This is a genomic window from Azospirillum endophyticum, from assembly GCF_016595245.1.
Lineage (GTDB): Bacteria > Pseudomonadota > Alphaproteobacteria > Azospirillales > Azospirillaceae > Azospirillum > Azospirillum endophyticum.
The window spans coordinates 26,314-44,426 of record NZ_JAENHM010000023.1; the positions used below are offsets into that span (position 1 = coordinate 26,314).

The following is an 18,113-nucleotide window of genomic DNA, read 5'->3' on the forward strand; positions in this document are numbered from 1 at the left end:
GCTTCGGCGCCCTCACCCCTGGTCCGTCACTTCGCCAGGAACTGCGCGATCATATCGCCCGCCTTGCCGATGTTCACCACGCCGTCGAGATGGCCGAGGGTCGAGGTGATCGACTCGGTGTATTCGACGCTGTTGCCCTGCTTCTCAAGCCGGTCCTTCAGCGGGCGCATGTTGCGGTCGGGCGGGAAGACGAGATCGTCGGCCGACGGGATCAGCAGGACCGGAGCCTTGATCTTCGCCAGACCATCTTCCAGTGACGGACCGTTGCCGGTGACGAAGGTCTGGTTGGCCTTCACCAGATAAAGGAAATGGTTGGCGTCGCTGACCGCGGCACGGCCCGATGCCGCCTTGTCCAGCCAGGCTTCGATGGCGTATTGGTTGCCCATCGCGGCCTTCGGGTCCTTGCCCTCCTCCGCCCATTTGCGGCCGAAAGCGGCATCGGCCCATTTCCAGTGGCGGGCCTGAAGGGTGACCAGTTTCAGCGCTTCGGTCAGGCCGGCCTTCGGCTCCGCCTTGCCGTAATAGTCGCCGTTGTTCCAGTTGGGGTCGAGCCTGATCGGTGCCGCCCACAGGTTCAGCCAGCCGATCAGGAAGGGGTCGGCCTCCGGCCCGCCGATGGCGGCGATGACGCGCTTGACCATCTCTGGATGGTCGGCCCCCCATTCGAAGGCCTGGAGCGACCCCATCGATCCGCCCATCACCGCCTGCAGCGTCTTGATGCCCAGGCTGTCGACCAGCGCCTTCTGGACATTGACGAAGTCCTGGATGGTGACGATGGGGAAGCTCATGCCATAGGGTTTGCCGGTGTCCGGATTGATGCTGGCCGGGCCGGTGGTGACGACGTTGGGATCCTTGGGTGACAGGTTCACCAGCGTGTCGGAGGCGATGATGAAGTATTTGTCGGTGTCCAGCGGCTTGCCGGGACCGATGATGCTGTCCCAATAGCCGGGAGCGGCATCATCGGCCTTGTATTTCCCGGCGGCATGGCTGTTGCCGCTGAAGAAATGGGTGATGAGGATGACGTTGTCCTTGGCGTCGTTCAGCTTGCCGTAGCTTTCCCAGCCGATGCGGACATTCTTGATCGTCCCGCCACCGGTGGTGGTGTAGGACGGCATCTCGAAGACCTTCTTCTCGACGATGGCGTCGAGCGCCAGAGCGGGCAGGGCGCCGAACAGGCACGCCGCCATGGCGAGGCCGCCGATGCAGCCTGACCGGATGGAACCGCGGACAACCCCACGCATATGAATCCCCCTCCGATTGTTTGCTGGACGGGCAGTCTACCCATACGGTCCGGCCTGTCCAGACGCCTTCGCCGACGCTTACGGTTAGGGTTGCGTTGAAGGGGAACGGGAAATCAGCGCAGACGAACGGCAGTGCCGTTGACCGATACCATCAGCATGCCGTTCTCCTTTCCCAGCACTTCGTAATCGACGTCCACGCCCACCACCGCATCGGCGCCCAGCGCGCGGGCGGATTCCTCCAGGTCGGCGAAGGCCGCCTCGCGGGCGTCGCGCAGTGCCGCCTGATAGCCGCCGGCCCGGCCGCCGACGATGTCGCGAACGGAGGAGAACAGATCCCGGAACACGTTGACGCCCATGATCGCCTCGCCGGCGACGATGCCGAGATACTGTGTGATCTGGCGGCCTTCGATGGAATCGGTGCTGGTGACGATCATGGTGGCATCTCCCGTGTGGTGACTTCGATGCCGCACAGATGGGGGCGCCATGGCCGAGTCCAAGGCGGCACTGCGAAATCGCAGCGGCCGTGAGTCCATCGCGCCTTCCCCCACCCCGTCCGGACCGTGTAGGACAGGTGAGGGTCGCCGGGGGGCGAAGGGGCAGGCGAGGGGAAACCGATGGACGATACGCGGCGAGCCATCCTGCGCTGGATGACCGGCGTCATGGAGGCGAAGAGCTGGAGTGCCGGCGGCTGGGCCCGTCTGGCCGGCGTCACCGCAACGAACCTCACCCGCTTCCTGCGCGATCCCGTCATGGGCAGCGTCCCCAGCGCCGACACGCTGGCCCGCCTGGCCCGTGTCGCCGGATCGGAGCCGCGCTTCCTCGACGACCACGCCTATGCTCCGGTCTCCCGCGTTCCCGTCCTGTCACTGGAGCAGGCGCATATCTTCCTCGATCTCGGCCGCAGGGCGGGGGAAGCGTTCCTGGCCGGGGCGCTGAAGGATGGTTCCGCCTCCGTCGCCATGGACGGCCGCACCTCCCGCCGGGCCTTCGCGCTGCGCATCCTGTCCAAGAGCCTGGACGCCGCAGGCGTGCTGCCGCGCGATTGCGTGGTGCTGGAACCGCTGGATGTGCTGACGCCGCAGGCAGGCGACGTGGTCGTGACGGTCGGGGAAGGGACGATCTGCGGATACCGCTTCTTCCCACCACACCTGATGCCGGTTTCGACCGATCCGGAATGCCGGCCGACCGCCTTCGACCGCGCCCATGTGGCCGGAGTCGCGGTCCACGTGGTGCGAGCGCTTCGCATGTAAATCACCTTGGCGGCGTGAGTCGTCATGGGTGTGCGCGTTCCCCATGACTCACAAAAACGGACGTTCCTACTCCCTCCGTTTTGTCTTGTGATGAGTCTGCTTAGAAGACACCAAATATAGCGTCTTTTTAGGACTTTGGGCTGGTCTATGGCCAAGCCAAAGGTTCACGTTTTGTTCTTGAAAGCTGCATGTTCGCATCCCATATTCAGGGTCCGGTGAGGCGGTCCGAAAATCATGCTGCGAAGTCGCAGCAACGGTCGCGCTTCGAAGCCGGAACGATGGCTCGGAAGGGCCAGGAACCGGAGATGTCGGGGCAGCATGGCGATCACTCAGGCGCAGCGGGATTTTCGGGCGGGGCGGATCGGGTCGTCGGATGCGACGCGGGTGATGGCGGGCGACTGGCTGTCGCTGTGGCGCGAGAAGACCGGGAGGGCCGAGCCCGAGGCTCTCGATCTCGTCGCCGCCGTGCAGATCGGCATCGCGACCGAACATCTGCACCCGCGCTTCGTCGCCCATGCCGTCGGCCGCGCCTGTGTGGCGGCGCCCGACACCTACCGGCACGCCGCACATGATTGGATGATCGCCCACCCCGATTTCCTGACCAGCAGCGTCGCCGGCGGCGCGCTCGACACCATCGTGGAGGCGAAGTTCAACAGCGGCTTCCAAAGCGACGCCGAGCTTGCCCGCCGCTATCACTGGCAGATCCAGCACCAACTGGAGGTGGTCGGTATGGACCATGCGTTGCTGTCGATCCTGCGGCCCACCGGCCACAGCCTGGTGGACGTGGACCGGCGGCCGGACGATGTCGAGCGGCTGGTGGAGACGCTGGAGGCCTTCTGGTGGCATGTGATCAACGACGTCGAGCCGTCGGACCCGCTGCCGATGGACGGCCCGTCCTATGAGAACGGCCGCGTCTTCGACATGGGGCGGCACAACCGCTTCCGGGCGCTGGCCGACCGGCTGATCGCCAACCGGGCGGCGGCGCTGGAGGTGAAGGAGGCGGAGGCCGCCCTGAAGGCGCTGATGCCCGAGGATGCCCGCGTCGCCTTCGTTGCCATCGATCAAGCTGACGGCCGGCCGGAAGGCCGGTCCGGCGGCCTCTATCTCGCGCGCGACCGCGAAGGCCGGCTCAGCCTGCGCTACGGCGCACCGCCGCGCCGTGCCTTGGCCGATGCGCAGAATTGGATGCCCTCCGCTGACCCGAACGCGGTGGAGCTCAGCCTGGATGCAGTGCTGACCGCCGGCTGGGGTGAGGGGAGAGCCGAAACGTTTGGACAAGAAGGACCCAAATCATGGGACGCATGAGCAAGACCGATCAGGGTGTCGTTGCCGATATCGAGACCGCCGAGTCGAGCATGGCCGAGTCGAGCGTGATGGAGTCAGGTGTAACCGAGTCCAGCGTGACGGAGGCCGCCCCGGTCGAACCGAAGTCCGGTGCCGGCCGCGGCTCCCAGGGGTCCAAGGGGGCCGCCGCCGGCAACAGGGCGGAGGATCCGCAGCGAATCGACACCATGTTCCTGTGGAACCGGCTGAAGCGCACCGATCCGAAGGCGACCAAGCCCTTCACCCGCTCCGGCGGCTTCCGCGGCACGCAGATCGACCCGACCTGGCGCTTCCAGATGATGACCGAGGTGTTCGGTCCGATCGGCAAGGGCTGGGGCTATGAGCAGGTGGACTGGACCATCGCGGAACGGATGATCTTCATCTGCGCCCGCGTCTGGTACCTCGATCCGGAGACCAGGGAGAAGTGCTTCACCGGCCCGCAGTGGGGCGGGACCGAGATGGTCCGCCGCCGCAACGGGATGGAGATGCCGGACGACGAGTGCTTCAAGATGTCGATGACCGATGCGGTCGGCAAATGCCTGCTGCAGATCGGTCTGGCCGCCGACGTCTACATGGGACAGTTCGACGACAGCAAGTACCGGGAGGAGTCGGAGGCCTTCTATGCCGCCAAATCCAACCCGGACCTGCAGCCCGCCGCCGTCGAGGCCTTCGAGGCGGAGGTGAAGCGCCGGTTGGGGATCTGCCTGGACCTCGATGACCTCGAAGAGGTCTGGCGGTCCGGCGTCGGTACCCGCCTGCGCGAGATCGGCGCCGTCGACCGGGCCGCCCAGCACCGCATCACCGGCCTGTTCGCCCAGAAGAAGGCCGAGATCCTGAAGCGCGAGGAAGAGGACGGGCGGGAAGCCGCCTGACAACGCCCCATGATTCAGACGACCACCCAGACGACCCACAGCACCGTCGACCGGTCGCCCAGCGGTCTTTTCCGCATGAGCGCCTGGGAAGGCGAGTTCGAGCGTGCCAATGCCCAGATGCCGCGCTGGTACTGGAACCGCGACCAGCGCCGCCGCCACTATGCCCGCTGGGTGGAGGCGGAAGCCGAGACCCTGGCGATGCGGCTGTCGGGACTGCTGCGGTCCGACACCCCGGCGGAAACTGCAGGGGCGGCCCGCGTCCTCGTCGACTCGCTGGCGCGTGACATCGACTGGGCTCGCCGGTTGGAAGATTCGGAATCGGAAGACGGCAGATTCGCCCACGCCGCCTGACCGCAGGTGGCATCAAGGGAAGGAAATCATCCCATGACGATAGAAGAGGTCCAGGCGCGTCTGCGCGCCGCTCAAGCCCGCATCGGGCGTGAGGGCCGCTTCGCCCTCACCCTCAGCCTGGACGGGCGCGAGGAATGCTACATCACCCATTGGTTCCGCCCCGAGCCGCACGCCTTCGAGGATTGCCGCGCGGTCGGTTCCGGAACCCTCAGCGAATGCCTCGACGCGCTCGACCGCTATGTGGCGGTGAACCGGCTGCGCGACGAGGCTCCGGTGCTGATGGCCGCCGAATGACATCCCCGTAACGGCCAAGCCATCGGCCTTCGTCCCCTCGTTCCCCCCGCGGACGAGGGGACTTTTTTGTGCGGGCGGCAGGTTGCCGCGGTTGTGCTATCATCTCCGCTTGAAAGCGGAAGGGGCGTGGTCATGGACCCGGTACTTGCCTTCGTCAGCATTGCCGGGGCCATTGCGGTCGGCGCCGCCAGTCCGGGACCGAGCTTCGTGCTGGTCGCCCGCACCTCCATCGCCGTATCCCGCCGCGCCGGCTTGGCCACCGCCATCGGCATGGGGACCGGCGGCGTGTGCTTCGCGTCCCTGGCCCTGCTGGGGCTGCATGCCCTGCTGTCGCAGGTCGGCTGGCTCTATGCGGGGCTGAAGCTGGTGGGCGGGGCCTATCTGCTTTACCTCGCGGTCAGAATCTGGCGCGGAGCCGCCGAGGCGCTGGTGGTGGCGGACGAGGGGCGGACCGCACCCGCCGGGCTGATGCGGCCGTTGCTGTTCGGGCTGCTGACACAGTTGAGCAACCCGAAGACGGCGCTCGTCTACGGCAGCATCTTCGCTGCGCTGATGCCGGTCGAACCGCCACTCTGGCTGTTCGTCTTCCTGCCGCCGGCGATCTTCCTGATCGAAGCCGGCTGGTACGCGATCGTCGCCGTGGCTTTTTCGGCCGGTCGGCCGCGCGCCGCCTACCTGCGGTCCAAGCGTCGGGTCGACCGGGTTGCCGCCGCGGCCATCGGCGGCCTCGGCGTCCGCCTGATGTCGGACGCTCTGCCCCCTCCCTGACCCTTACTTCTTCTTGCCCGACTGTGCCCTGGCGAACGCCTCGGCAAAGGCGCTGTTGAGCGGCTCCGGCGCCTTGGCCGGCTTCGGCGCGGCCTTGGCCGCGGGCGTCGCCGGGCGGCGATCCTGCTGCTGCGGCTGACGCGCCGGCCCCCTGTCGTCGCGGCGCTCTTCGCGCCGGGCCGGACGCGGCGCTTCCTCGCCCATGCGCATGGTGAGCGCGATGCGCTTGCGGGGGATGTCGACCTCCAGCACCTTCACCTTCACCACATCGCCGGCCTTCACCACCGTGTGAGGGTCCTTCACGAAGCTGTTGGCGAGCTGGGAGATATGAACCAGTCCGTCCTGATGGACGCCAATGTCGACGAAGGCGCCGAAGGCGGTGACGTTGGTCACCACGCCCTCCAGCATCATGCCCGGCTGGAGATGCTTCAGCTCCTCGACGCCCTCCTTGAAGGTGGCCGTCTTGAATTCCGGACGCGGGTCGCGGCCGGGCTTCTCCAGTTCCTTGATGATGTCCTCGATGGTGGGCACGCCGAACCGCTCGTCGGTGAATTCCTCGGCATTCAGGCCGCGCAGGAAGCGGGCATCGCCGATGACGCTGCCGAGGTCGCGGCCGGTGGTCTTCACGATGCGCTGAACCACCGGGTAGGCTTCCGGATGGACGGCGGAGCCGTCGAGCGGATTCTCGCCGTCGCGGATGCGCAGGAAGCCGGCGGCCTGCTCGAAGGTCTTAGGGCCCAGCCGCGCCACGTCGAGCAGCTGCTTGCGTGAGCGGAAGGCACCATTGCGGTCGCGATGTTCGACGATGTTGCGGGCGATGGTCTCGTTCAGGCCCGAAACGCGGGTCAGCAGCGGGATCGAGGCGGTATTGAGGTCGACGCCGACCGCGTTCACGCAGTCCTCGACCACGGCGTCCAGAGACCGCGCCAGCTTGCCGCCGGCGACGTCATGCTGGTACTGGCCGACGCCGATCGACTTCGGCTCGATCTTCACCAGCTCCGCCAGCGGGTCCTGCAGGCGCCGGGCGATGGAGACGGCGCCGCGCAGGCTGACGTCCAGGTTGGGGAATTCGTGCGCCGCGGTTTCGGACGCGGAATAGACCGAGGCGCCAGCCTCGCTGACCACCAGCTTGGTCAGGGGCAGCTCCGGATGGCGCTTCATCAGCTCGGCGGCCAGCTTGTCCGTCTCGCGGGACGCGGTGCCGTTGCCGATGGAGATCAGCTCCGCCTTGTGCCGCGCCGCCAGCGCCGCCAGCACGGCGATGGAGCCGTCCCAGTCGTTGCGCGGCGGATGCGGATAGACGGTCGTCGTTTCCACCAGCTTGCCGGTGGCATCGACCACCGCCACCTTCACCCCGGTACGGATGCCGGGGTCGAGCCCGATGGTCGTGCGCGGACCGGCCGGAGCGGCCAGCAGCAGGTCGTGCAGGTTGCGGGCGAAGACGCGGATCGCCTCGTCCTCCGCCCGGTCGCGCAAGGCCCCCATCAGGTCGGTCTCGATATGCGGGCCGATCTTCAGCTTCCAGGTCCAGCGCACCACATCGGACAGCCACTTGTCGGCCGGACGGCCCTGGTCGCGGATGCCGGTGTGGACGGCGATGGTGCCTTCGGCCGGATGAGGTTGGCCCTCCTCGACCGGCAGATCCAGGCGGATGTCCAGCACGCCCTGCGCCCGGCCACGGAACAGGGCCAGCGCCCGGTGCGACGGCAGCTTCGACCAGTTCTCCGAAAAATCGAAATAATCGGAGAACTTGGCGCCCTCCGCCTTCTTCTCTTCGATCACCCGGGAGGTGACGACGCCCTTGTCCGCCATGGCGGTGCGCAGGCGGCCGACCAGTTCGGCATCCTCGCCGAAGCGCTCCACCAGGATGTGCCGCGCGCCGTCCAGCGCCGCCTTGACGTCGGCGACCCCCTTGCCGGCGTCGACGAAGGCGATGGCCTCGGCGTCGGGCTGCTTGCCGGGATTCGTCAGCAGCGCGTCGGCCAGCGGCTCCAGCCCGGCCTCGCGGGCGATCTGGGCCTTGGTACGGCGCTTCTGCTTGTAGGGGAGATAGAGATCCTCCAGCCGGGTCTTGGTATCGGCCTGGCTGATCTGGCGTTCCAGTTCGGGCGTCAGCTTGCCTTGGTCCCGGATGGTCGACAGGATGCTGGCGCGGCGGTCTTCCAGCTCGCGCAGGTAGCCCAGCCGCTCCTCCAGGGTGCGGAGCTGGGTGTCGTCCAGGCCGCCTGTCGCCTCCTTGCGATAGCGCGCGATGAAGGGAACGGTCGAGCCCTCGTCGAGCATGGCGACGGCGGAAGCGACCTGGGACTCGCGGACCGACAGTTCGTCGGCGATACGCTGGCTGATGGACAGCATGAGGCAGGGACCCTGCGGACTGGTGACGACAAGAAAGGGCGTCTGTCATAGCGCGTCGGGGCGGGGGGACGCCACCCCGGCCTTTCGGCAGAGGGGTGGAAAAGGCCAACCTGAAGCGGAAGGGCAGGCGGCCCGATTTCGCAAAAAGGTGGTAGGGGATGTTTTCTCCCTGCCGTTCACCGGCCGTTAACCATAGAGGCCATATACCTCTACGTGCAACTTGGTTGCGTTTCCTCCCGAACCAACTCAGGGCGGCCCGGCGATAGTGCCAGGGCCGCCTTTTCTTTTTCCGCGTCCTGCCGTCGTAGAGGGGCCGCTTCACGATGAAAAAAGGGCCGGGACGGACATGCCGCCCCGGCCTTACCCCGGAAGTAACTGCCACCGGTCGAAACCGAAAGGATCAGGGAAGGCGGCTTTCGGCGAGACGCAGGCGGCCTTCCGGGGACAAGCGGGAGAGTGTGTCGACCAGGCGCGTTTCGAGTTCGTCGCGCAGCGTCGCGTCCCTGGTGTGGACGCTGTCGAACATGGCCTTCATGCGGACGGCGTCGAAAGGATTTGCCATCAATTCCATGCGCAGGCGCGGCGCGAACTCTTCGCGGCTCGCACGCATCCGCACGAACAGCGGGCGTGCATCGTCGAGCGCCTTGCGCAGGATGGCCGCGTCGGCCGGCGACAGCCGGCGGGAAACCTCGTCGACGACACGTTCCAGCATATGCTCCGGTCCGGGCGGCGGGGGAGGCGGCGGCAGGAAGGCGCGGGCAACCACGAAACCGCCGGCCAGCATGTTCAGCGCCAGGGACGCGACGAGAAGGAACCAGGGCCAGCGGCGCCGGACCGACGGCGTCATCGCGTGTCTCCCAGATAGCTGACGATCATCACGCCGGTCAGGCTGGGACTGCTCGCCGTTTCGAAGGAAATCAGGCCCTCGCTGTAGCAGAGGAACCCGATCAGCGCCATGCAGGCCATGAATCCGGCAAGCGGGGCAGGGCGGAAGGGCGGACGGGACAGGAACCACGGAACGAAATCGGGCACGGCCCGCTGAGCCAGGCAATGGGCGATGCGGTCGTAGACCTGCGCCTCTCGCCGGGCGGAAACCAGCGGGGTCGTGGCGGCGTCCAGAAACGCGTCGGTGACGGCGGCATCGGCCAGCAGGTCGCGGGCTTCGGCACTGCCGTCCAGAAGGGTCAGCGCGTCCAGCCTGGCGGAACGCGGCCAGCGGTCCAGGTCGGCACCATAGGCTGCGGCATAGCGTTGGAACTCTTTGAGTGTCATGACCGTGCACCGTCCTTCTGACGGATCAGGGGGTGAAGCCGGGCGCGCACGACGCGGCGTGCCCGAACCAGCAGGCTTTCCATAGCCGAAACAGAGACTTGCATGATTTCCGAAGCTTCAGCGCAGCTCATCTCCTCGTGGTAGCAGAGGCTGAGCGCCGCCCGTTGCCGGTCTGGCAGGGCGGCGATCGCGGCGTCCACCGCCGCGCCGATCCGGATGCCGTCGATCACCGTCTCGGCGCTCCAGCCCGGATCGGCGATCTCGTCGGCGGCATCCAGGGGGGAGAAGCTGCGCCGTCTCTTGTAGTCGATGGCGCGGTTCACCACGATCCTGTACAGCCAGGTGGTGAACCGGGTTCCGTCGCCGCGCCAGCGGCCGGCGTTGGCCCAGATCTGCAGGAAGGCGTCCTGCGCGATCTCCTCGGCATCGGCAGCGTTCCCGACCACCCGTTGGGCCAAGGCGATGCTGCGGCGCAGATGCCGGCGCGTGAGCGTTCCAAACGCTTTCCGGTCACCGGCGGCAGCGTCCGCCATCAACGCCTCGTCGGTCACCTCGTCGGTAGGCTCCACGCCGTCTTCCGTCCGCTCCCGGTTGCTGTTGGAAATTTATACGCAGTCGGGAGCCGATGTCCTGCGCGCTGTCCGGCAAAATTCAGCGAAGGCGGAGCGGAGATTCCACCAAATCGGCAAGCACCGTTTTTAAAGACAAATTGGAGATTAATTTTCCATAAGATAGATTATGTGTTTTTCTGGCTCCGTTGGGGCAAGCCTCCCACTGCGCCACCGAACGTATTGCTCCGAAAGTTCATGCGCCAAGGGCTTGAGAAATGCTCGCTATGACTATATCTTCTCTGAGCCGCAGATAGACTGCAGCGTTCTTTCAGCAAGGAGCTTGCTGAGCATGAGTTCTACCACTGGCACCGGGCGTGAGTCCGGCACCCTGTCCTTGTCGAAGACGAACGCGGCCTCCAGTGCGCCAAGCGCTTCGGCCTATGATTTCATGGTCTTCGTCGGGCGCTTCCGCCCCTTTCACCTTGGCCATCTGACGGTGATGCGGCGCGCCCTGTCGCTGGGGCGGCACCTTGTCCTGCTGGTCGGGTCGTCGCGTCAGGCGCGCAGCCATCGCAATCCCTTCCGTTTCGAAGAGGTGCGCTCCTGCATATTGGGCGCCTTTTCGGCGGACGAGCGCGAACGCATCACCGTGCTTCCCCTGATCGACCGCTACAACGACCTGGAATGGATCCGCGACGTCCAGGCCGCCGTGCATGGCGTCGTCGTCCAGCACCATCGGCCTGCCGACGGTTCGGCACCGGTGGTCGGTCTGATCGGCCATTCCAAGGACCACAGCAGCTATTATCTCCGCATGTTCCCGCAATGGGGCGCCGTGGAATGCGCGAATTGCCGGGGGATCTCGGCCACGCCCATCCGCGATGCCTATTTCGCCGATGCGGCGGCGGCGCTGGAAACGTGGAAGGAAGCGCTGCCCGCGAATGTCGCCGCCTTCATGGCGGAGTTCGCGCTCACCCCGGAGTACAGGCGGCTGGCGGAGGAAAGCGCCTACATCGCCAAGTACAAGGCGGGATGGGCCGACGCGCCCTACCCTCCGACCTTTCTCACCGCCGATGCCGTGGTCGTCCTGTCCGGTCATGTCCTGCTGGTCGAGCGCCGGGGCCTGCCCGGACGCGGCCTGCTGGCGCTGCCCGGCGGGTTCGTCGGCCAGCACGAGCGGATTAAGGACGCCATGATCCGGGAATTGCGGGAGGAGACCAGGCTGAAGGTGCCCACAGGCTTCCTGGAAGGCGGCATCCGCGCCAGCCAGATCTTCGATCATCCCTACCGCTCGTCGCGCGGGCGCACGGTGACACAGGCGTTCCTCATCCAGCTCAAGGCGACCGAGGACGGGTTTCCCAAGGTGCGCGGCGGTGACGATGCAAAGTCGGCCCGCTGGATGCCGATCGCGGAAATCGATCCCGAACAGATGTTCGAGGATCATTTCCACATCATCCAGACATTGATCGCCCAGTCCAGCACCTGAACGCGATGCCCGTCCGATGTGGTTCCTTCCCGTTTACCTGGACAGAGTCGCGTTTCACCATGACGACCAAGCCCGCCGGACAGACCGGCGGCATTCGGCAAAGGAGCTTTGCCATGTCGACCACTCTGCGCATCGTCTGCGTCCAGGCCAATCCAACGGTCGGCGCGCTCCAGGACAATTTCGACATCGTCCGTCGCCACCGCGAGCAGTATCGCGGCAAGGCCGACCTGCTGGTGTTCAGCGAATGCTTCGGCACGGGTTATCCGCTTCAGGATCTCGTGCTGCGCCCGGGCTTCCGGCGCGACTTCCGCAGCGCGCTCGATACGCTGGCCAGCGAGATGCGGGGCGACGGCGGGCCGGCGGTGCTGGTCGGCGGGCCGCTCGACGGCGCCGCCCTGCCCTACAACGCCGCCTTTCTCATCGAAACCGACGGGTCGATGAAGGTCGTGCTCAAGCACACCCTGCCCAACGACGAGGTCTATGACGAGAAGCGGGTCTTCGCCCCCGGACCGCTGCCGTCACCCGTCGATTTCCGCGGTTTCCGCCTGGGCATCGCCATCTGCGAGGATTTCTGGCACGGCAAAATCGCCCAAGCCCTGGCGGCGGAAGGCGCCGAGGTGCTGATCGTGCCGAACGGCTCGCATTTCAGGGCCGGAAAGCAGGCGGTCCGGCTCGCCATCGGCCGCCGCACGGTCAAGGCCACCGGTCTGCCGGTCCTCTACGTCAACCAGGTCGGGGGGCAGGACAGCCTGGTGTTCGACGGCGGCAGCTACGTGATGGACCGCGCCGGGCTGGTGATCGCCCAGGCCGGCTTCCGCGAGGCCGCCTTCGACATCACGCTGGAGCGCGGCGAGGATGGGGTCGTCGATCTGTGCCGTGGCGACGTGTTCGGCGTGACGCCGAACGGCTATCCCGACGAGCCGGAGGCGATGTACTGGGCGCTCGTGCTGGGCTTGCGCGACTATGTGGACAAGAACGGCTTCCCCGGCGTGGTTCTCGGCATGTCGGGCGGCATCGACAGCGCCCTGTCGGCCGCCGTCGCGGTGGACGCGCTGGGCGCAGACCGCGTGCTGCTGGTGCGCATGCCGTCGCCCTACACCTCGGCGGAGAGCATGGAGGATGCCGAACAGGCCTCGGCCCTGCTCGGCACCCGTCTGCTGACCGTGCCGATCGCCCCCGCGATGGAGGCCTTCGACGCCATGCTCGCCCCCGTCCTCGAAGACCGGCCGGGACCGGCCGACGACACGACCTTCGAGAATATCCAGGCGAGGGCGCGCGGCATGACCTTGATGGCGCTTTCCAACCGGCTCGGGCTGATGGTGCTGAGCACCGGCAACAAGAGCGAGATGAGCGTCGGCTATGCGACCCTTTACGGCGACATGTGCGGCGGCTATTCGGTGCTGAAGGACGTCTACAAGACGGTCGTCTTCCGTCTGGCACGCTGGCGCAACGCGCACTGGCCATCCGGTCTTCTTGGTCCGCAAGGCGCGGTGATGCCCGACCGCATCATCGCCAAGCCGCCGAGCGCCGAACTGCGCGAGGGGCAGACCGATGAGCAGGCCCTGGGCGCCTACGAGCATCTGGACGCGGTGCTCGGCACCATGGTCGAGGGACTGACCGGCGCGGACCGCGCCGCCGAACTGGCGAGCATCGCCGTCGGCCAGCCGATTTCCACCGCCTATGCCGAGCGCATCGGCCGGCTGACGGCACGCGCGCAGTACAAGCGCGACCAGAGCCCGCCGGGCGTCGTCGTCACCGAACGGACCTATGGGCCGGGCTGGCGTCTGCCGGTCACCAACCACTACGGGCTGTGACCCGGTCAGCGAGAACAGGAGGTTTCAGCCATGCTCGTCAATTTCAGCAGCCGCGCCCACAACCATAATTTCGCCACCGATTTCATCGTCCGGTCGCTGCTGGACACCGATTGGTACAAGCTGGCGATGCTGCAGTTCATCTGGCGGCATTTCCGCGACGTGAAGGTCCGCTTCAGCCTGATCAACCGCAGCCGGTCGGTGAAGCTGGCCCGGATCATCGACGAGGCCGAACTGCGCCGCCAGCTCGACAATGTGCGCTCGCTGCGCCTGAAGCGGTCCGAGGCGGTCTGGCTGCAGGGCAACACCTTCTATGGACAGCGCGGGATTTTCCGGCCCGAGTTCGTCGCCTGGCTCGCCGAGGATTTCGCCCTGCCCGACTACCGGCTGTCGGAGGAGGACGGCCAGTGGCGCCTGGATTTCGAAGGGTCCTGGGCGATGACGACGATGTGGGAGATCTACGCCCTCAGCGTCATCAACGAACTCAAGACCCGTGCGGCCCTGGCGAGCATGACGGAGACCGAGCTCGACATCCTCTACGCCCGCGCCAAGGTCCGGCTCTGGGCCAAGATCGAGCGGTTGCGCCCGCTCACCGACCTCAGCCTCTCCGATTTCGGCACGCGGCGGCGGCACAGCTTCCTCTGGCAGGAATATGTCGTGGAGACGATGGCGGCCGAGCTCGGCCCGCGCTTCATCGGCACCTCCAACACCCACCTCGCCATGAAGCACGACCTGGAGGCCATCGGCACCAACGCGCACGAGCTGCCGACGACGGTCGCGGCGCTGGCGCGGAGCGACGATGAGTTGGGCAGGGCGCAATACGACGTCCTGCGACTGTGGCAGGAAACCTATGGCGGCGCGATGCTGGTGTTCCTGCCCGACACCTTCGGATCGAGCCAGTTCCTGAAGAACGCGCCGGACTGGGTGGCGGACTGGACCGGCATGCGGGTGGACAGCAAGGAGCCGGTGACTGCGGGCGAGGAGTACATCGCCTGGCTGGAGCGCCACGGCCGCGATCCCCGCGAAAAGCGCGTGCTGTTCAGCGACGGACTGGATGTCGAGGACATCGTGAAGCTTCACCGGACCTTCGCCGGCCGCATCCGCGACGGCTACGGCTGGGGAACCCTGCTGACCTCCGATTTCCGGGGCTGCCATCCGCGCAATGGCCAGGGGCTCGATCCGCTGAGCCTGGTCTGCAAGGTGACGGCGGTCGAGGTGGATGGCGCCTGGAAGGAGGCGGTCAAGCTCAGCGACAATTACGAGAAGGCGACCGGGGCGGCCTCCGAGGTCGCCCGCTACCGCGCCATCTTCGGCACCGAGGGCGTCGCGAACGTCCCGGTGCTGGTCTGAACCGGAGGAGAAGCATCATGGCCGAGACCATCGTCACCCCCGCCATCACCCCGGCCGCCGCGCTGGAGGCCATCGCCGCCGCCCTGCCCGTGCGCAGGACCAGCCACAGCCTGGCGGGCAAGAGGGTTGGAAAGCTCGACGTCGATCCGGTGAACGGGTTCGCCGCCATTGGCGGCGGCAATCTGGCGCCGCCGGTGGCGAACGCCCAGGTCACCCGTATGATCGCCGAGATCGACCGTACCAACCGGCTGTTCCTCTCGGCCGGATATCCCATCGCGGTGTTCCTCGACACCCACGAGCTGGGCAAGCCCGAGTACCCCTACCCGCCGCACTGCGAGGCCGGCACCGGCGAGGAGAATCTGGTCGAGGAACTGTCCTGGCTGGATGGCGCCCCCGGCGTCACGCTGATGCGCAAGGACTGCATCAACGGCGTGGTCGGGACGACCGACCTCGCGACCGGCCGGAACCGCCTGTTCGACTGGATCGCCGGCAACGGCATCGAGACGTTGGTCGTGGACGGAATCTGCACCGACATTTGCGTGCTTCAGGCCGTCCAGGCCCTGCTGTCGGCGCGCAACCATGGCATGACCGGACCGCTGCGCGAGATCGTCGTGCATGAGCCGGGATGCGCCACCTACGATCTGCCGCTCGCCACGGCCCGCAGCATCGGCCTGCCCGATACCGCCGCCCACCCGCAGATGGTTGCCCACCATATGGGGTTGTATCTGATGCAGGCGAGCGGTGCGGTCATCGCCGACGAGCTTATCCTCCAGGCGCCGTGACCTTCAGCGCCGTCAGCCAGGCGCGATCATGTGCGGGACGAAACGGCTGGTGTTGCCGGTGATGAGCGCGCGGTCCTCGCGGATCCCCATTCCGCAGGCCTTGTCGCCGGCCATCCAGACCCCGAAGACGGCATGGTTGCCGTCGGCTTCCGCCAGTGGCGTGAAGGCTTGGTAGACCCAGCCCTCATCGACATAGGGACCCTCGGTCTGGGCGATCGGCTGCCCGACCGGAAAGCCGGCGGCGTCGAGGGTGGCGATGCTGACGTTGCTGCCTTCGCGGCCGAGCAGCGGCTTCGCCACCACCATGCTGCCGGCCGGGAAACCGGTGCGGTCGAGCGCGGTGTGCAGCAGGTTGGGATGGCCGGGATTCAGCTCCCACAGCAGGGCGAACAGGCCTTTCGATGCCATCACCATCTTCCAGGCCGGCTCGATCATCCGGATCCGCCCTTGAGCGGCGGCGGCCACCAGCTCGCGGCCGGTCGTCTCCCGGATCATCCAGTCCCACGGATACAGCTTCATCAGATGCCGGATCGGCAGGCCGGCATCGTCCAGGAAGCGCTGGGAGGCATCGTCGTAACGGATCGCCTGGATCGGCATCGCCTTGGTGGTCATGCCCGCGCGCAGCGCCAGGGTCTGGAGATAGGCGATGGTCGCCTCGTCCTCCGGGTGCGGCATCAGGCAGGCGAAATGAACCGCCTCCTCCTGCGAGACGAGCGCAGGAAAGGCCTGCTTCCGGGCCTGCCAGCGTTCGACCAGCGCCTCCTCCAGGCTGTTGAACTGGTCGGCCTGTGGATGGGTGTCCTGCAGCCAGCACCATTGCGCGACCGCGGTCTCGTAGAGCGAGGTCGGGGTTTCCGCGTTCAGCTCCAGGGCTTTCGGCGTCCCGCCCTTGCCGTCCCAGGCGAAGTCGAAGCGGGCGTAGAGCGCCATGTCCCGTCCGTCGCGTTCCGCCCAGCTCGCCTCGATGGCCGGCGCGGCCCAGCGGGGGATGCCGACCGCCTCGTACAGTCCCCGCGTCACGACGTGGCCGACCGCCTCCTCGCACAGGCGGTAGACCTCCTCGGCCGCCGCCTCCAGCGTCTCGATCTCGGCGTGGGAGAAGCGCCAATGGGCGCTTTCGTCCCAATAGGCCGTGCCGTCGGCCTCGGTATGGAACGGAAAGCCGATCTCTTCGAGCTTGGCCTGCCAGTGCGGGCGGGGGGATGTCCGGACGCGTTCCATGGTTTCAGCTTCCCGAAAAGCCGTGGGACGAGCCGGTCGAACCGAATCCGGCGCTGCGCCCGCTCGTGGTGACCGTGAAGGACTTGGCTGCGCTGCCCGAGCCCGGCCGGTAATAGGAGCCGGAGCTGGAGGACACGCCGCCGGAGCCCTGCCGGACCTCGTCCCGGCGCTGCGGCGGCAGCGGCGTCTGGCTGATCTGGGTGTTGCCACTGCGGGCGTAGCCCTGGCGGTCGAAATAGACCGGCTGGGCATGGTTGCCGCCGCTCAGGCTGCGGCCGATCATGAAGCCGACGAGCGCCGGGACGAAGACGTTCCCCACGCTGCTTCCACTTCCTTCGTTCGCCCCCTCGTTCGCGGGGGTGCAGGCGCCATCGCCCATCTCCGCCTCGCAGGCCTCGCGGCTGGCGAAGCGGGGGGCACTCGACCGGTGCTCCTCGCGCGCGGCGGTGAAGGCCGTGGCGCAGTCGCTTGCCGGCATCTCGGCGCTGCAGGCCTCGACGGAGGGGTAGACGGTCGTTTCTTCAGGGTTGTCCTCGCCGCAGGCGAACAGGATCGGGCTGATGCCGCCAAGCAGCAGGGCCGCCACGGTGCGCGAGCGTTTCATCGGAATTCCTTCCCGCGGTCAGTAGGTCAGCGAGCCATAGTTCAACAGCCCGACGGCGATGGACAGGCTGCCCAGCAGGATGCCGTAGGCGGTGCGGTCGGCTTCGACGCCGGCGCGGAAATCCGGCAGCAGCACGCGTGAACCGATGGCGTAGGCCAGGAGCTGGGACACCAGCGCGATCACGCCCCAGACCGCCAGATCGACGATGCTGGTGGTGTGGGACGCGACGCTCATCAACGGCAGGGCGAAGCCGATCATGGCGCCGCCCAGGGTGAGCGCCGCGGTCGAGTTGCCCTGGCGGACCAGGGCCAGATCGCGGTACGGCGTGACGGCGGTGTAGGCCACGATGAACAGCAGCAGGAAGCCCAGCATCACCGCCGCGAAGAGCAGATAGGACGGAAGGGTTGTCAGGGACTGTAGAACCGACGCCATGCGATCATCCGACGTTGCGTTACCCGTCCCCAGCGTTGCATCGTTTGCGGGTACTCGGCAAGCCTCGGCGGCCATGGTTCGCGATCGGACCACGGCGGCCGCCGGTTTTGCCGGCCGTGTCGAAAATTCCACCTATCCTTTTTTGCCATTGCG

General features: G+C 67.0%; 19 protein-coding genes. 10 read left to right on the forward strand and 9 right to left on the reverse strand.

Annotated elements, in window-relative coordinates; genetic code table 11:
• Window positions 1-26: 26 nt before the first annotated feature.
• Both JHL17_RS06350 and JHL17_RS06355 read right to left on the reverse strand, forming a co-directional pair.
• On the reverse strand, window positions 27-1,241 hold the full coding sequence (locus JHL17_RS06350) for an E22 family MetX-like putative esterase (RefSeq protein WP_200191215.1): 1,215 nt from the start codon (window positions 1,239-1,241) through the stop codon (window positions 27-29).
• Between the two features lie 113 nt (window positions 1,242-1,354).
• Window positions 1,355-1,675 (reverse strand): heavy metal-binding domain-containing protein, encoded by a 321-nt coding sequence (locus JHL17_RS06355; protein ID WP_200191216.1) that lies wholly within the window; start codon window positions 1,673-1,675, stop codon window positions 1,355-1,357.
• A 180-nt stretch (window positions 1,676-1,855) separates the two neighbouring features.
• On the opposite strand from JHL17_RS06355, the gene JHL17_RS06360 reads away from it, so the two are divergent.
• From JHL17_RS06360 to JHL17_RS06385, 6 genes are all read left to right on the forward strand, one after another.
• Complete coding sequence (locus JHL17_RS06360; RefSeq protein WP_200191217.1) at window positions 1,856-2,491, forward strand: XRE family transcriptional regulator; 636 nt, start codon at window positions 1,856-1,858, stop codon at window positions 2,489-2,491.
• Window positions 2,492-2,809: 318 nt separating this feature from the next.
• Window positions 2,810-3,796 (forward strand): YqaJ viral recombinase family protein, encoded by a 987-nt coding sequence (locus JHL17_RS06365; RefSeq protein WP_200191218.1) that lies wholly within the window; start codon window positions 2,810-2,812, stop codon window positions 3,794-3,796.
• Window positions 3,784-4,686 carry a hypothetical protein gene (locus tag JHL17_RS06370; RefSeq protein WP_247893354.1) on the forward strand — a complete coding sequence of 301 codons (903 nt, stop codon included), beginning with the start codon at window positions 3,784-3,786 and terminating at the stop codon, window positions 4,684-4,686. The genes JHL17_RS06365 and JHL17_RS06370 overlap by 13 nt, the downstream gene beginning before the upstream one ends.
• Before the next feature lie 9 nt (window positions 4,687-4,695).
• Window positions 4,696-5,037, forward strand: coding sequence for a hypothetical protein (locus JHL17_RS06375; RefSeq protein WP_247893355.1), 342 nt, complete (start codon window positions 4,696-4,698; stop codon window positions 5,035-5,037).
• A gap of 33 nt (window positions 5,038-5,070) precedes the next feature.
• A complete protein-coding gene (locus JHL17_RS06380) occupies window positions 5,071-5,331 on the forward strand; it encodes a hypothetical protein (RefSeq protein ID WP_200191219.1) in 261 nt (86 codons plus the stop codon).
• Between the two features lie 132 nt (window positions 5,332-5,463).
• Entirely contained in the window at window positions 5,464-6,099 is a 636-nt protein-coding gene (locus JHL17_RS06385) for a LysE family translocator (protein WP_200191220.1), read from the forward strand.
• 3 nt (window positions 6,100-6,102) lie between these two features.
• Here JHL17_RS06385 and JHL17_RS06390 read toward each other — a convergent pair whose 3' ends face one another.
• The 4 genes from JHL17_RS06390 to JHL17_RS06405 all read right to left on the reverse strand — a co-directional run bounded on the left by JHL17_RS06390 (window position 6,103) and on the right by JHL17_RS06405 (window position 10,295).
• Complete coding sequence (locus tag JHL17_RS06390) at window positions 6,103-8,454, reverse strand: Tex family protein (RefSeq protein ID WP_200191221.1); 2,352 nt, start codon at window positions 8,452-8,454, stop codon at window positions 6,103-6,105.
• A gap of 400 nt (window positions 8,455-8,854) precedes the next feature.
• Window positions 8,855-9,301 (reverse strand): periplasmic heavy metal sensor, encoded by a 447-nt coding sequence (locus tag JHL17_RS06395; protein ID WP_200191222.1) that lies wholly within the window; start codon window positions 9,299-9,301, stop codon window positions 8,855-8,857.
• Window positions 9,298-9,726, reverse strand: coding sequence for a hypothetical protein (locus JHL17_RS06400; protein WP_200191223.1), 429 nt, complete (start codon window positions 9,724-9,726; stop codon window positions 9,298-9,300). Before JHL17_RS06400 ends, JHL17_RS06395 begins: the two co-directional genes overlap by 4 nt.
• On the reverse strand, window positions 9,723-10,295 hold the full coding sequence (locus JHL17_RS06405; protein ID WP_200191224.1) for a sigma-70 family RNA polymerase sigma factor: 573 nt from the start codon (window positions 10,293-10,295) through the stop codon (window positions 9,723-9,725). The genes JHL17_RS06400 and JHL17_RS06405 overlap by 4 nt, the downstream gene beginning before the upstream one ends.
• A gap of 331 nt (window positions 10,296-10,626) precedes the next feature.
• Between JHL17_RS06405 and JHL17_RS06410 the strand changes: the two genes are divergently transcribed.
• From JHL17_RS06410 to JHL17_RS06425, 4 genes are all read left to right on the forward strand, one after another.
• Complete coding sequence (locus JHL17_RS06410; RefSeq protein WP_200191225.1) at window positions 10,627-11,760, forward strand: bifunctional nicotinamide-nucleotide adenylyltransferase/Nudix hydroxylase; 1,134 nt, start codon at window positions 10,627-10,629, stop codon at window positions 11,758-11,760.
• Window positions 11,761-11,873: 113 nt separating this feature from the next.
• Window positions 11,874-13,574 carry an NAD+ synthase gene (locus JHL17_RS06415; RefSeq protein WP_200191226.1) on the forward strand — a complete coding sequence of 567 codons (1,701 nt, stop codon included), beginning with the start codon at window positions 11,874-11,876 and terminating at the stop codon, window positions 13,572-13,574.
• A 30-nt stretch (window positions 13,575-13,604) separates the two neighbouring features.
• Window positions 13,605-14,921: a nicotinate phosphoribosyltransferase gene (locus JHL17_RS06420; RefSeq protein ID WP_200191227.1), complete on the forward strand. Its 1,317-nt coding sequence runs from the start codon at window positions 13,605-13,607 to the stop codon at window positions 14,919-14,921.
• A 17-nt stretch (window positions 14,922-14,938) separates the two neighbouring features.
• Window positions 14,939-15,703 carry an isochorismatase family protein gene (locus tag JHL17_RS06425; protein WP_200191228.1) on the forward strand — a complete coding sequence of 255 codons (765 nt, stop codon included), beginning with the start codon at window positions 14,939-14,941 and terminating at the stop codon, window positions 15,701-15,703.
• A gap of 12 nt (window positions 15,704-15,715) precedes the next feature.
• On the opposite strand, the gene JHL17_RS06430 is transcribed toward JHL17_RS06425, so the two are convergent.
• The 3 genes from JHL17_RS06430 to JHL17_RS06440 are packed head-to-tail and all read right to left on the reverse strand — an operon-like array spanning window position 15,716 to window position 17,960.
• Window positions 15,716-16,924, reverse strand: coding sequence for a glutathionylspermidine synthase family protein (locus tag JHL17_RS06430; RefSeq protein WP_200191229.1), 1,209 nt, complete (start codon window positions 16,922-16,924; stop codon window positions 15,716-15,718).
• A 4-nt stretch (window positions 16,925-16,928) separates the two neighbouring features.
• The gene (locus JHL17_RS06435) at window positions 16,929-17,528 is read right to left on the reverse strand and encodes a DUF1190 domain-containing protein (RefSeq protein ID WP_200191230.1); all 600 of its coding nucleotides are present in this window, start codon (window positions 17,526-17,528) and stop codon (window positions 16,929-16,931) included.
• Between the two features lie 18 nt (window positions 17,529-17,546).
• Window positions 17,547-17,960 (reverse strand): DUF350 domain-containing protein, encoded by a 414-nt coding sequence (locus tag JHL17_RS06440; RefSeq protein ID WP_200191231.1) that lies wholly within the window; start codon window positions 17,958-17,960, stop codon window positions 17,547-17,549.
• Between the last annotated feature and the right edge of the window lie 153 nt (window positions 17,961-18,113).